Annotated in this window: 18 protein-coding genes; 7 read left to right on the top strand and 11 right to left on the bottom strand. The window is 64.6% G+C overall.

Going from position 1 to position 12,806, the window contains the following annotated elements; all coding sequences use genetic code 11:
* Window positions 1–270 precede the first annotated feature (270 nt).
* On the bottom strand, window positions 271–960 hold the full coding sequence (locus RSE14_RS08090; RefSeq protein WP_324072551.1) for a helix-turn-helix domain-containing protein: 690 nt from the start codon (window positions 958–960) through the stop codon (window positions 271–273).
* Window positions 961–1,066: 106 nt separating this feature from the next.
* Window positions 1,067–2,338: an aspartate kinase gene (locus tag RSE14_RS08085; protein WP_324072550.1), complete on the bottom strand. Its 1,272-nt coding sequence runs from the start codon at window positions 2,336–2,338 to the stop codon at window positions 1,067–1,069.
* 49 nt (window positions 2,339–2,387) lie between these two features.
* On the opposite strand from RSE14_RS08085, the gene ubiG reads away from it, so the two are divergent.
* Window positions 2,388–3,125, top strand: coding sequence for a bifunctional 2-polyprenyl-6-hydroxyphenol methylase/3-demethylubiquinol 3-O-methyltransferase UbiG (gene ubiG / locus RSE14_RS08080; protein ID WP_324072548.1), 738 nt, complete (start codon window positions 2,388–2,390; stop codon window positions 3,123–3,125).
* Here ubiG and RSE14_RS08075 read toward each other — a convergent pair.
* From RSE14_RS08075 to RSE14_RS08050, 6 genes are all read right to left on the bottom strand, one after another.
* Window positions 3,122–4,150 carry a glycerophosphodiester phosphodiesterase family protein gene (locus RSE14_RS08075; protein ID WP_324072546.1) on the bottom strand — a complete coding sequence of 343 codons (1,029 nt, stop codon included), beginning with the start codon at window positions 4,148–4,150 and terminating at the stop codon, window positions 3,122–3,124. The two genes, ubiG and RSE14_RS08075, sit on opposite strands and share 4 nt — an antisense overlap.
* Entirely contained in the window at window positions 4,143–5,126 is a 984-nt protein-coding gene (locus RSE14_RS08070; protein WP_324072543.1) for an AAA family ATPase, read from the bottom strand. The genes RSE14_RS08075 and RSE14_RS08070 overlap by 8 nt, the downstream gene beginning before the upstream one ends.
* Window positions 5,123–5,698 carry a nicotinamide riboside transporter PnuC gene (pnuC, locus tag RSE14_RS08065; RefSeq protein WP_324072541.1) on the bottom strand — a complete coding sequence of 192 codons (576 nt, stop codon included), beginning with the start codon at window positions 5,696–5,698 and terminating at the stop codon, window positions 5,123–5,125. Before pnuC ends, RSE14_RS08070 begins: the two co-directional genes overlap by 4 nt.
* An 11-nt stretch (window positions 5,699–5,709) precedes the next feature.
* Entirely contained in the window at window positions 5,710–6,060 is a 351-nt protein-coding gene (locus RSE14_RS08060) for a Spx/MgsR family RNA polymerase-binding regulatory protein (protein ID WP_324072539.1), read from the bottom strand.
* A 103-nt stretch (window positions 6,061–6,163) separates the two neighbouring features.
* A complete protein-coding gene (ruvC, locus tag RSE14_RS08055) occupies window positions 6,164–6,637 on the bottom strand; it encodes a crossover junction endodeoxyribonuclease RuvC (RefSeq protein WP_324076874.1) in 474 nt (157 codons plus the stop codon).
* Window positions 6,634–7,377: a YebC/PmpR family DNA-binding transcriptional regulator gene (locus RSE14_RS08050; protein ID WP_324072537.1), complete on the bottom strand. Its 744-nt coding sequence runs from the start codon at window positions 7,375–7,377 to the stop codon at window positions 6,634–6,636. Before RSE14_RS08050 ends, ruvC begins: the two co-directional genes overlap by 4 nt.
* Before the next feature lie 77 nt (window positions 7,378–7,454).
* Here RSE14_RS08050 and RSE14_RS08045 point away from each other — a divergent pair, with 77 nt between their 5' ends.
* Entirely contained in the window at window positions 7,455–8,171 is a 717-nt protein-coding gene (locus RSE14_RS08045) for a CPBP family glutamic-type intramembrane protease (RefSeq protein ID WP_324072535.1), read from the top strand.
* A 7-nt stretch (window positions 8,172–8,178) separates the two neighbouring features.
* On the opposite strand, the gene RSE14_RS08040 is transcribed toward RSE14_RS08045, so the two are convergent.
* From RSE14_RS08040 to RSE14_RS08030, 3 genes are all read right to left on the bottom strand, one after another.
* The gene (locus RSE14_RS08040; RefSeq protein WP_324072533.1) at window positions 8,179–8,526 is read right to left on the bottom strand and encodes a heavy metal-binding domain-containing protein; all 348 of its coding nucleotides are present in this window, start codon (window positions 8,524–8,526) and stop codon (window positions 8,179–8,181) included.
* A 78-nt stretch (window positions 8,527–8,604) separates the two neighbouring features.
* Entirely contained in the window at window positions 8,605–8,850 is a 246-nt protein-coding gene (locus RSE14_RS08035; RefSeq protein ID WP_324072531.1) for a DUF2312 domain-containing protein, read from the bottom strand.
* 77 nt (window positions 8,851–8,927) lie between these two features.
* Window positions 8,928–9,239, bottom strand: a complete 312-nt coding sequence (locus RSE14_RS08030; protein ID WP_324072529.1) for a DUF1244 domain-containing protein — start codon at window positions 9,237–9,239, stop codon at window positions 8,928–8,930.
* Between the two features lie 65 nt (window positions 9,240–9,304).
* Between RSE14_RS08030 and pyk the strand changes: the two genes are divergently transcribed.
* The 5 genes from pyk to RSE14_RS08005 all read left to right on the top strand — a co-directional run bounded on the left by pyk (window position 9,305) and on the right by RSE14_RS08005 (window position 12,755).
* Window positions 9,305–10,777 carry a pyruvate kinase gene (pyk, locus tag RSE14_RS08025; protein WP_324072527.1) on the top strand — a complete coding sequence of 491 codons (1,473 nt, stop codon included), beginning with the start codon at window positions 9,305–9,307 and terminating at the stop codon, window positions 10,775–10,777.
* A 103-nt stretch (window positions 10,778–10,880) separates the two neighbouring features.
* Complete coding sequence (locus tag RSE14_RS08020) at window positions 10,881–11,222, top strand: I78 family peptidase inhibitor (RefSeq protein ID WP_324072525.1); 342 nt, start codon at window positions 10,881–10,883, stop codon at window positions 11,220–11,222.
* A complete protein-coding gene (locus RSE14_RS08015) occupies window positions 11,219–11,608 on the top strand; it encodes a RidA family protein (RefSeq protein ID WP_324072523.1) in 390 nt (129 codons plus the stop codon). Before RSE14_RS08020 ends, RSE14_RS08015 begins: the two co-directional genes overlap by 4 nt.
* Entirely contained in the window at window positions 11,605–12,213 is a 609-nt protein-coding gene (locus RSE14_RS08010; RefSeq protein ID WP_324072521.1) for a DUF1214 domain-containing protein, read from the top strand. The genes RSE14_RS08015 and RSE14_RS08010 overlap by 4 nt, the downstream gene beginning before the upstream one ends.
* Entirely contained in the window at window positions 12,210–12,755 is a 546-nt protein-coding gene (locus RSE14_RS08005; RefSeq protein WP_324072519.1) for a DUF1254 domain-containing protein, read from the top strand. The genes RSE14_RS08010 and RSE14_RS08005 overlap by 4 nt, the downstream gene beginning before the upstream one ends.
* Window positions 12,756–12,806 lie beyond the last annotated feature (51 nt).

The following is a 12,806-nucleotide window of genomic DNA, read 5'->3' as shown; positions in this document are numbered from 1 at the left end:
GACAGTGCCCCAGCGGTCTAACAAAGAATTCGCCAACTCGCCCTTAGTCAGATTTACTTGGTAACTAACGCAATCTATTCGGGATCGACATTTCCCCTGCATTTCCCGAAATAGACTCGCATACCCGTTAGTTAAGTAAACTTACTTGACTAAAAAACGAATCACCTTCGGGTTTCGTTTACCATATTTTGCACTTGGGCCAGCAATTCCATACGTAGTTGGAACGGTAAGTAGCTGCTTCTAGTTGCGGGAACTTGGGCGGATCGAACGCTAGAGTTCGATCATGATCCGGACAGCGGCAGGGCTGGTGCCGCAGGCATCGGCAATCCGGGTCCGGCAGTCATCCACCAGCGCGGCGATGTCGGTTTCGAGACCGACCGCTTCGGCCAGATCTTCCGGGCCTGCACCCAGCGCCAGCGCAATCGCTCCCATGCGTTCGGGCAGCGGCCGGGCCTTGCCCTTTTCCCATGCCCAGACGGTCGGCTTGCTGACACCTAGCGTTGCGGCGACATCTGCGAGCGTTAGCCCGGCTTCGCGCCGCAGCCGGTTGATCCGGACCCCTAGCGTCTCGCTGGTTCCGGTGCGCGGTGCGATAGGAGGCTTCGGGGCAGGGGCAGGCGCAACCGGCTCTCCGATCGGCAGGCCCTGCAGCTGCGCAGCTGCGATGGCCGCATGGCTCAGCGGCTCGGCAAAGGCGCAGCCGTAGAGCTGCTGGCTGCGCCACACGATCCGTGCCTCGACCGCACCGGCTTCGGGAAGATCGAGGGTGAGCGTCTCTCCCGCCGCCAGATCGACGCTGGTTTCCAGCAACAGGCCGGAGACGGAGATGTTGTGCACCGTGACATTGGCATCGATGCCGCCCGGCAACGTGCCGCTGGTCTCGAGCCGCAGGGCGTGGCGGAAACCGTTGCGCTGGGCCTGCCAGGGGGCTGGCTGATCGATGTGGGCCTTGATGGCCATGAGGTGCGACTCCGTTATCCGCTCGTTAGGGAGCGGGCAGAGTCCGGGGCAAATCGTTAAACAGGCGTCACCGAAGACGGTTAACGTCGATAAATCGGGCTACCTGTCAGCTAACGGCATCCAGACCATAGGCCGTGTGCAGCACGCGAACCGCCAGTTCGGTCTCGTCCTCGTCGATCATCACGCTGATCTTGATCTCGGAGGTGGAGATCGCCTGGATGTTGATCCCGCGTTCCGAAAGCGCGCGGAACATGGTGCTGGCGACCCCGGCGTGGCTCTTCATGCCGACGCCCACGACGCTGATCTTGGCGATCTTGCTGTCGGTGATGATCCGGTTGAAGCCGATTTCGGTGCGGCGGTCCTCCAGCAGCGCCTGCGCGCGGGCGAGATCGGACTGCGGCACGGTGAAAGTCACGTCGGTCTCGCCCTTGTCGCGGCCGACGTTCTGGATGATCATGTCGACGTTGATCGAAGCCTTGGCGAGCGGTTCGAAGATATTGGCCACCGCGCCCGGACGATCGGGCACGCGGGTGAGGATCACCTTCGCTTCGTTCTTGTCATGCGCGATGCCGGTCACAAGCTGGCGTTCCATCAGGCCATTCTCCACCAATTCGTCCATTTCCTCGTCCGAGACGATCATTGTCCCGGGCAGATCATCGGCCGGCGGGGCGCCTTCGCCGATGAAGCTCGAAAGCACCTGCACCCGCACCTTTTCCTTCATGGCAAGGCCGACCGAGCGGGTCTGGAGCACCTTGGCGCCCACGCTCGCGAGTTCGAGCATTTCCTCGTAGGTCACCGCCTTCTGCTTCTTCGCCTTGGCGACGATGCGCGGGTCGGTGGTGTAGACGCCATCGACGTCGGTATAGATGTCGCAGCGGTCCGCCTTGATCGCGGCGGCAACCGCGACCGCCGAGGTGTCCGATCCGCCGCGCCCCAGCGTGGTGACGCGATTGTCGGCGGAAAGGCCCTGAAAGCCGGGGATCACGGCGATTTCGCCCGCTTCCATCGAAGCGATCAGGGCTTCGGCGTCGATCGATTCGACGCGTGCCTTGGCGTGCGCCTCGATAGTGTGGATCGGCAACTGCCAGCCGAGCCAGCTCCGCGACTTGCAGCCCAGTGCCTGAAGCGTCAGCGCCAGCAGTCCGCTGGTCACCTGCTCGCCGCTGGCGACGACCACGTCATACTCGGCAGGATCATACAGCGGATTGGCTTCGCGGCAGAAATTGACCAGCCTGTCGGTCTCGCCCGCCATGGCGCTGACGACCACCGCGACCTGATCGCCCTTGGCGGCCTGCGCACGCACAATATTGGCCACCCGGCGGATGCGCTCCGTCCCGGCCATCGAGGTGCCGCCGAATTTCATCACGATGCGGGCCAAGAAGAAGCTCCTGCTGGTGAGTGTTCGCGCGCGCTGTTAAGGTGCGTTCATGGGAAACGCAAACGTATCGAATGTAACTATCCGGCCCGAGGAGGCCGATTTCTTCGCCAAGCTGGCCCGCGACTGGTGGAACCCCAAGGGGCCGATGGCGAGCTTGCATCAGGTGAACCCGGTGCGGCTGGCGTTTATCCGGCAGGCGATTGATGCGCATTGGCCCGAGGCGCAGGCCTCGCCGAAGCCGCTGGCGGGCAAGTCCGCACTCGACATAGGCTGCGGGGCGGGGCTGGTGTGCGAGCCGCTTGCCCGACTGGGCGCGGCGGTGACGGGCGTCGATGCGGCGGCCGAGAATGTCTCTGCTGCAGCGGCCCATGCCGAGGGCGTCGGCCTCGACATCCGCTACATGGCGGGCGAGGTGGGTGCCCTCGATATCGGCGCCTTCGATCTGGTCACTTGCGTCGAAGTGATCGAGCACGTGGCCGACAAGCCCGCGTTCCTGCGCGATGTCGCGGCGCGGCTGGCACCTGACGGTCTGCTCGTCATGTCCACCCCCAACCGCACGGCCGCCAGCCGCGTGCTGCTTGTCGGCGCGGCGGAGGCGGTGGGCTACGTCCCCAAGGGCACGCACCACTGGGAGGACTTCATCACTCCGGAAGAGTTCGAGGCGTTGTTGGATGACGCGGGACTGGTGGTCACCGCGCGGCAGGGGATCGCGTGGCGCCCCGGCAAGGGCCTGCATCTCGCCGAGGACATGTCGCTCAACTACATTCTTAGCGCACGGCGGGGTTAGGGGCAGCTTCGTCCTTTGAGCGGCCCGTCGCTGAAGGCGCCTGCAACTCCGGCAGCCTTGAGCAACGCGGCCAGTTTCACATCCCCGCAGCCCTTGCCTTTCGGATCATCGCCGGTCCGTAGCATCGCTGGAAGAAACTCGTTTTCAGGGCGAATCGTCCATGCGTGGACCGCAAGGCCAGCCGCGTTTGCGTCGGTCACCAGCGCCGTCGGTGAGCCATCGGGATTGAGGGTCATGCCGATATGTGCGCCCACGACATCGGCATATTTCGCGACCTCTGCGAGCCCGGTGGGCGACACCATCTCGGCATAGCGCATCGCCGGCTCGTCCGCCGGACCGCCCAGCGGCTCGACCAGTTGCACCAGCTTGAAGCCCGGCCCGCGCTTCTTCAGCCGCTGCAGGGGGGCGACCTCGAAGCTCTGGATGAACACCGGATCAGCCGGCGTGATGCCGAGTTCGCGCAGGTCCCGCAGCAGCAGATCGACCAAGTCGATCCCCGCGTTCTGGAGCAGGAATGTGGGATGCTTCAATTCGGGATAAAGCCCGATGCGGCGGCCGGTCTCGGCCTCCTTGGCGCGCACCAGCTTCACAATGTCTGCGAAGGTCGGAACCTGATACAGCCCGTCAAACCGTGCATTGGCCGGACGCAGCGAAGGGATGCGCTCCTTCGCGCGCAGGGTGCGCAATTCGGCAAGCGTGAAGTCCTCCGCGAACCAGCCCGCCACCAGCCGGCCATCAATCGTCTTTTCGCGCCTGCGGTCCTCGAACTCCTCGCGAGAGGCGACGTCTGTGGTGCCCGACAGCTCGTTCTCGTGGCGCGAGACCAGCACCAGATCCTTGGTCGCGACCAGATCGGGCTCGATATAATCGGCCCCCTGATCGATCGCACGCTCGTAGGCCGCGAGGGTGTGTTCGGGCCGCTCGGCGCTAGATCCGCGGTGGGCGATGATCAGCATCTCGTCCTGCGCCATGGCGGGCACGGGCATCAGCAGCAGCGCGGCGATTATCAGGCGCAGGTCAGTCATTCATTGCTCCTATTGCAGCCTGCGCTGCCTCAAGCCGCGCTGCGCCCTCTCCGCCGATCCGCATGAAGGCCACGCCCGCATCGCGCAGCACCTGCTCCACGATGGTTGCGAACCTGTTACGGTCGGCGGCGTCACTGAAGAAGCGGGTGCCATCGTCGACCCACGGCAGATCGGGTTCGAGCAGCAGGTAGAGATCGGACTTGGGGGCCTGCATCAGTTCGGCAGGACGCGCGCCCAGCAGCATTTCGCACCACGCGGCGGTCATCAGCGCATCGGTGTCGGCTATCATCAGCGGTCCGGCCCATTCTGCCGTTGCGGCGATCATGGCTTGCTGCGCCCGCCCGATCAGGAGCAGGTCATCAAGCGTGAGCAGCTCCTTGTGCACCTCGCAGTGACTGCGGCCATATTCGCCCACCGTCAGCGCTCCAGTCACGTTGGCGAGGGCTGCGGCGAGGGTGGTCTTGCCGGTGCTTTCCGCCCCGTGGAGGCAGACCGTGCGCCGGTAATGCGCCTGCACGGGGGCGGGGAGATAGGGCCAGTGTGCCGCAGGATCGCTGCGCACGGCGCTCGCCGAAAGGCCCGATACGGGATCGTCAATCAGCCCGAGCACGCGCCCTCCGAGTGGTACGAAGAGCCCGCCCACCTGCCGCGCCAGCTCCGCACCGTATTCCTCGCCTGCGAAAAGAAAGTCGATGGGTTCAGGGTGCGCCTCGCCAACGATACCGCGCCAGATCGGCCAGAAGTCGGCGCTATCCTCGGGGGCTTGGGGCGCCACCGCGCCATGGCCTACCACCCGGCAATCGGGCGCAAGCGTGCCCATCCATGCAAGGCGCGTCTCGCCTGCAATCGGATCGTCCGGCAGCCAGCAAACCAGCAGGGTGAGTTCGTCCACCAGCGCGCGAGCGGCGCGGATCAATGCCATGTGCCCGGCATGCGGGGGCATGAACTTGCCGAGCAGGAAGCCGCGTTTCGTCACGCCGCGATCGCCTCGCCCTCGCGCGCGGCCTTGGCCCAGGCCATGAGGCCTGCGATCGCGAGGCCAAGAAACACGACATAAAGCCCGGCAGTCAGATAGAGTGCGCGGTTGATGTAGACCCAGATCGACAGCACATCGATCGCGATCCACAGCGCCCAGTTCTCGGTCCGGCGCATCGCCAGCAGCACCTGCGCCACCACGCTCGCGCCCGCGATGGCAGCATCGGCGTAGGGCAGGGCGGCATCGGTGTAGCGGGCCATGGCCCAGCCGATCCCGAGGCTCGATCCCGCCACCAGCACCAGCCCGCCGATCCGCGCGGGCCAACCCATCCAGCTGACGCTCACCATCCGGGCAAGGCCGCCCGCGCGCGCCCACAGCCACCAGCCCCAGCCCTGCACGACGAAGAAGAACACCTGCAAGCCGGCCTCGCCATAAAGCCGCGCCTCGCGGAAGATGACGAAGTAGAGCGCAACCATCGCCATGCCGAAGGGGTAGTTCCAGATCGAGCGGCGCACTAGCAGGCCGACATTGGCAATGCCGAGCGCGACGGCGATGATTTCGAGCGGGTTCATGGGCGGTGGTTTCAGCCGAGCGCGGCGGCCCAGTCCTCGGGTTTGAAGCCCACCAGCAGGCCGCCCGCGTGCTCGACGATCGGCCGCTTGATGACCGAAGGATTGGCGGCAAGCAGCGCAGGTGCGGTGGCGGCATCGGCAGCTTTGGCCTTGTCCGCGTCCGACAGTGCGCGGAAGGTCGTGCCCTTGCGATTCACGACGATGTCGAGACCAGCCGCAGCGATCCAGTCCGCAATCCGCGCAGGATCGGCGCCTTCCTTCTTGTAGTCGTGAAAGGTGTAGTCCTTGCCCTGAGCCTCAAGCCAGACGCGCGCCTTCTTGACCGTGTCGCAGTTGGGGATGCCATAGAGGTGGATTGTCATGCCTGTCTCGTCATTGCGAGCAGCCGCAAGGCTGCGCGGCAATCCATGATCCGATGCTGGATTGCTTCGTCGCTAACGCTCCTCGCAATGACGAGGGAGAGGGTCAAGTGCGGCGCGAGAGATGCGCATCGGCAATCGCCACGGCCAGCGCGTCCGCCGCATCGCTTCCGGCGATGGTCACCGCGGGCAGCAGCACCTTCACCATCGCCGCCACCTGCGTCTTTTCCGCAGCCCCGGTGCCGGTGACGGCTTTCTTCACCAGTCGCGCGGCGTGTTCGTTCACCGCCAGCCCGGCCCCTCCGCAAGCCGCCAGCACGCTGCCGCGCGCCTGTGCCAGCTTGAGCGTCGATTGCGGGTTCTTGTTGACGAAGATTTCCTCCGCCGCCGCGCGATCCGGGCGGTGTTCGGCGATCACCGCCGCCAGCCCCGCCTGCAAAGCGGCGAGCCTCTCCGCTATTGGGGCAGCCGCATCGGTCTTGATCTGACCATTGGCGATATGCGCAATCCGCGCGCCTTCGGACCGGATCACGCCCCAGCCGGTGGAGGAAAGTGACGGATCAAGGCCGAGGATGATCAGCCCAGCTTCTCCATCACCTCGTCGGAGATTTCGTAATTGCCCCAGACGGTCTGCACGTCGTCATCATCTTCGAGCGTGTCGATCAGCTTCATCAGCGTGCCGGCGGTGGCCTCGTCGACATCGACGCTGAGCACCGGCTTCCACGCCAGCTTGACGTTGTCGGCTGCGCCCAGCGCCTTTTCGAGCTCGCCTGCGACCCCGTGGAGCGCGTCGGCGGCGGTCCAGATAGTGTGGCCGTCTTCCGAGCTTTCGACATCATCCGCGCCCGCTTCAATCGCGGCTTCGAGCACGGTTTCCTCGTCGCCCACCTCGGCCTTGTATTCGATCAGCCCGCGGCGCTCGAAGCCGTGGCTCACCGAGCCTTCGCTGCCGAGGTTGCCGCCGTTCTTGGAGAAGGCGGTGCGGACATTGGTGGCTGTGCGGTTGCGGTTGTCGGTCAACGCCTCGACGATCAGCGCGACGCCGCCCGGGCCGTAGCCTTCGTAGCGCATCTCGATATAGTCTTCGCCGCCGGCCTGCGCGGCCTTGTCGATGGCGCGCTGGATGTTGTCCTTGGGCATCGACTGCGCCTTGGCCGCGTTGACCGCGAGGCGCAGGCGCGGGTTCATGTCAGGATCGGGCATGCCCATCTTGGCCGCCACGGTGATTTCGCGGCTGAGCTTGGAGAACATCGCCGCGCGTTTCTTGTCCTGCGCACCCTTGCGGTGCATGATGTTCTTGAACTTGGAATGGCCTGCCATTGGACGACTTCACCGGAAATGTTGGAAATGGTGGGCCGCGCCTTACTCCGGCAGGCGCGCCGGATGCAAGGGTGGGCGTGACAGGCAGTTTGACCCTGCGCGAGTGGCTGGCCGATGTTGGGCGCTTTGTGGTGCGCCCGCGCTTTCAGGCGCAGCCGATGGCATGGGGGCGCACCGCGATGCTGGCGCTGATGGTGGTTCTTGCGCTCGATGTGGCGCTCGATGCGCTGGTTTCTGCTGTTTTGGGCATTTGGGATGAAAGTGCCGGGTTTCTGCCGGCTCCGATCGAGCTGGATATCTCGTTCGGGGAGGACCTGTTCACCGCGCTGCTGATCGCTCCGCTGCTTGAGGAGATGCTGTTTCGCGGCTGGATGAGGGGGCAGGCGGCTGCTTTGCGCTTTGCCATTTTCGGCTTTGCGGTCCTTGCGCTGTTTGCGGCGAGTCTGTTCGTTTCACCCTATTTAGCCATGCCGGTTGCCCTTGCGGGTGTGGCGTTGGTGTTTGTCGGACTGCTCCATTGGTCCCGCACCCGGCATTACGACACCGCTGTGCCCGCGTGGTTCGAGCGTCACTTCGGCTGGCTGGTATGGGGCAGCACTGTGTTGTTCGGCCTGGTCCATCTTGGCAATTACGAGCCGCTCACCCATCCGTTGGGTGTTCTGGTGGTGCTGCCGCAGACCATCGGCGGCTTGCTGCTTGCCTATACCCGCACACGGCTGGGACTGCGTGCAGCGATAGCGCACCATGCGGCCTATAATGCGGTGTTCCTCGCCAGCGACTATGGTTGGTGGTGAGGCGCGATCAGACCCGGACTGCGGTGCCGCTGGCGCTGACCATCAGCATCGACCCGCTGGGGCCGATCACCTCGTAATCGAGGTCGATCGCAACCACTGCATTGGCGCCGAGCGCTGCGGCTTCGGCCTGGAGTTCCTGGATCGCCTGATTGCGCGCATCGGCGAGGATGCGCTCGTAGCTGCCCGAACGACCGCCGACGATGTCGCGGATATTGGCAAACAGATCGCGGAACAGGTTTGCACCGACGATCACCTCGCCCGTAACGATGCCGCAATATTCCTGGATCGGGCGGCCTTCAAGCGTCGGGGTGGTGCTGACGATAACGCCGCGTGCGTCTTTCCAAGGGGATGCCATGACCGTGTCTCCTCAAGGGTGTATTAATTAGATAACACGGCCAAGGCCATTTTCAAGCCATCAAGCAGCAGAGCAGCGTTACGCCATTCCGAGTGCGGCCTTGTAGGTTTCGAGCACCATTTCCTGCTCGCTGCGATCATCGGGCTTCATCTTCCTGAGGCGCACGATCTGGCGCATGATCTTGGGATCGTACCCCACTGCCTTGGCCTCGGCATAGACGTCGCGGATGTCGTCGGCGATGCCCTTCTTTTCTTCTTCAAGGCGTTCGATGCGCTCGATCAGCAGGCGCAGGCGGTCGTCGGATGCGGTAGCGTTGTCGGCCATGGGGGTCTCCATCGGAATGAGAATCGGTTGGCAAGGCGATAGCCAGCCCGCTGCCCCGATTGAACCGCCCCGGCGAATTATTCCTGTGCGTTCTTGGCGACACTTGCAGCCATGCGAGCCAACTGTTCCTCGGTAGCGGGGGTCTGGCGGGTCGCCTTCCACTCTGCACTCGTTATTCCGTGGATCAGAGTGCGCGCTGCTTCCTTGTCGCCGGGATAGCCAGCCTCGCGGATCCAGTCGGCAAGGCAGTTGCGGCAGAAGCCGGCCAGCCCCATCAGATCAATGTTCTGCGCATCATGGCGGTGGCGCAGATGACGCACCAGGCGACGAAAGGCGGCAGCGGCCTGTGCATCGTCCAGCGCATCGAGAGGATCGGCATTGCTATTCATCGCGGCTTTTCCTTGAGTTGAAAACCGGCTGTGCCATAGGCCAGTCTCAAGAGGGATAGCAAAAAATGTCACGACGCGATCAGTCTCGGATCGACCCGCGCGGCCGCAAGGTCAAGATTCTCGCCACCATCGGCCCGGCGAGCCGCTCGCCCGAAATGCTTGAAAAGCTGGTGCGCGCCGGCGCGGATGCCTTCCGCCTCAATATGAGCCATGGCGAGCATGCCGATCACGAGGCCGCGATCATCGCGATCCGCGCGCTGGAAAAGCAGTATGCGCGTCCCATAGCGATCCTTGCGGACCTGCAGGGCCCCAAGCTGCGGGTCGGCAGTTTCAAGGACGGTCAGGCGGTGATCCGCCATTCGGGCCACTTTGTGCTCGATCGCGACGAGACCCCCGGCGATGAAAACCGCGTTTGCCTGCCCCACCCCGAACTCTTCGGCATCATGGACCGCGGGCAGCGGCTACTGATCAACGACGGCAAGATCCGGCTCAAAGTGCTCGAGGCGGACGAAAGCCGCATTCTGTGCAGTGCAGAGGTGGGTGGAGTGATCTCCGACCGCAAAGGTGTCAACGTGCCAGATGCCGAGGTGCCGATCCCCGCGCTGACCGAAAAGGACCGCCGCGATCTCGCCTTCGCGACTGAACATGGCGCGGACTGGATCGCCCTGAGCTTTGTTCAGCGTCCCGAGGATATTGCCGAAGCGCGAAAGCTCATTGGCACGCGGGGGACTGCGATCTGCGCCAAGATCGAAAAGCCCAGAGCGGTCGATCGGCTCGATGCGATCATCGAAATGGCAGACGGCATCATGGTCGCCCGCGGTGATCTCGGCGTCGAACTCGAACCTTATGAGGTGCCGCCGCTCCAGAAGAAGATCGTCAGCATGGCGCGCCGGGCGGGCAAGCCGGTGATCGTCGCAACCCAAATGCTCGAAAGCATGATCGAAAGCCCCTCGCCCACTCGCGCGGAAGTCTCGGACGTCGCCAATGCCGTCTATGACGGGGCTGATGCCGTGATGCTTTCGGCGGAAAGTGCAGCTGGCGCATGGCCCGAGGAATCGGTCGCCATGATGGACCGTATCGCGGTGCAGGTAGAAAACGACGAAGGCTACAAGGAGCGGGTGCGCTTCCTCGACACGCCGCCCGATGCGACGACCTCCGATGCGCTGGCCCATGCCTGCATGACCATCGCCGATACCGTGCCGATCAGCGCGATCACAGTCTTCACGTCGTCGGGCTCGACCGCGCGGCGCGTGGCGCGCGAACGGCCCGCGACCCCGGTGCTCGTGCTCACGCCCTCGATCCGGACCGCGCGCCGTGTCGCGCTGCTGTGGGGCGCGCACGCCGTGGCGACCAAGGATATCGGCAGCTTTGAAGAGATGATCGGCAAGGGTAAGCGCATGGCCTTGCGGCATGGCTTTGCCGAGGCGGGAGCCAAGCTGATCGTTCTTGCAGGGGTGCCTTTCGGGACCCCCGGGGCGACCAATCTGCTCCATGTTGTCACGGTCTCGGGCGACGAACTCGATAAGCACGCGGGCTGATCCGGGCGGCGGAGTGCAGGGGCGCTTCAAATTGCTGCATGTGCCTGATATTGTCCTGTCAGAGCCGAGAAAGCCCGCTCTTTATTGGGAAGGAACAGGGTCGATGAAGCAGTCCGCATCACGCTTGGTGATCATCGGTGCCATGGCGCTGGGCCTATCGGCCTGTGTGATCAATATCGGCGATGAAGCGCCCGATCGGGCTGAGGCCGTTCCGCCCCCACCGCCGGTAGAAGAGGCGCGGATGACCTGCAATGCGCCCCCCGCCCAGTATCACATCGGGCACAGCGCCACCCAGTCGATGGGCGAGGCGATCCTCAAGGATGCCGGCGCACGGACCCTGCGCTGGGGACCGCCCAATGGTGCCTGGACCAAGGATTACCGCCCGGACCGCGTCATCGTGCGCTACGACGAGAACATGAAGATCGTCCAGATCACCTGCGGATGATTACCCGGCACCGGGTGAGCTCCGGCTCTCCTTACGAGACGACCTTCGGTTTTGCCCGCGCCGTGCGTGTCGGGGAACGCATCATCGTGGCGGGAACCGGCCCGGTCGAGCCGGACGGATCGACCACCAGCGGCGATGCTGCTGCGCAGGCGGAGCGGTGCTGCGCAATCATTCTGGCCGCGATTGAAGAGCTGGGCGGGACGGCGAGCGATGTGGTGCGAACAAGAATGCTGTTGACCCACGCCGAGGATCAGGACGCCGTTGGCGCAGTGCATGCGCGGTTTTTCGGCAAGGCCCGTCCCGCGGCAACCATGGCCGGTGTGGCTTGGTTGTGCCGCCCCGAATGGCGGGTGGAGATCGAAGCGGAGGCGGTGGTCAGCCAATGATCCGGCGACTTCTTGCCTATCTGATTGCGGTTGCTGCCGGGTGCGCTCTGGGCGGTGGCAGTGCCTTGTGGATGGCGGGACTGCTGCCCGGCGCCAATACCCTCGCGTTTGGCGATGTCGATGTCGCAGGCTGGCGCAGCGACTTTGCGATTGGCTCGGAGGCAGCCGATCCCTACACCCGCGCCCGGGTGGCTCGCCACGGGCTGCTGGCGCTCGCCAGAACCGAGGCGGTCTATTTCACCCGCAACACCGATGGCGAGGGCAGGCCGCTTTCCGAGGCCTGCACCTATCGCCTGTCGGGCGGAGCCATGCCAGCGGCATGGTGGTCGGTCACTCTATACGATGCAGCCAGCATGCTCCCCGGCAATACCGATGCGGCGCTCAGCATCGATGCCAGCCGTGCCGGAACTGGAGCGTGGCAAGCATTGATTTCGGCAGATCGTCCGGCTGGCGGAGGTCTTTGGATTTCGAGCCGCAAGGCCGGGAACTTCGATCTGACATTGCGGCTATACGTGCCTGCCAGCGCGGTGATCGAAGCCCCCGAGCGCTCGCTCACCCCTCCGCGCATCGAACGGCTGGCCTGCGCCGGAAAGGGGGCGGCATGAAACGCTGGGCGGGCCCGATCGTCGTGCTGCTTGTGTGTGCGGCGGCCGCACATCTCGCTGTGCTGTATCTGGCTCCGGGGGTCATCATGGCGCAGGCCATGGCGCTGCTGGAAGCGCGCGGGGTCGAGCTTCACCGCTTCAGCGTTCCCGAGCGCGTGACGCCGCAGACCCAGCGCGTGGTGCGCTCCTCGCCGGACGTGTTCTATGCGCTATGCCGCTACGATCTTGCCAATCCGGGGCAGCAATTGTCGCTGCGAATGGGTGCGTGGCCAGACTATCAATCGCTCTCGCTGTTTTCCGCCCAGACCGATAACTTCGCGACCTTCCGCGGCACCGGCAAGGCTGTGGCTGTCAGGCTGCTCCCGCCCGGAAGCAAGCCGGAGGAAGGTGCCGTCGTCAGTCCCACCACCAAAGGGGTGATCCTCGTCAGGCGTCTCGCTCCCGATCCTGCGCGCTTTGCCGCAGCGTTGGAGGCCAGCAAGGGCGATGCCTGCCGCATCGAGTGGCGCGGGCGGATCGGTGCGCCAACTCCCTCGCCCTGACCTGCGACTAGCAAAAATCCTCACCTCGCAGGTCTGCCCCAGCCTTTTCCA

The organism is Erythrobacter sp., assembly GCF_035194505.1.
Classification (GTDB): domain Bacteria; phylum Pseudomonadota; class Alphaproteobacteria; order Sphingomonadales; family Sphingomonadaceae; genus Erythrobacter.
This window is presented reverse-complemented; position numbering and strand designations above follow the sequence as displayed.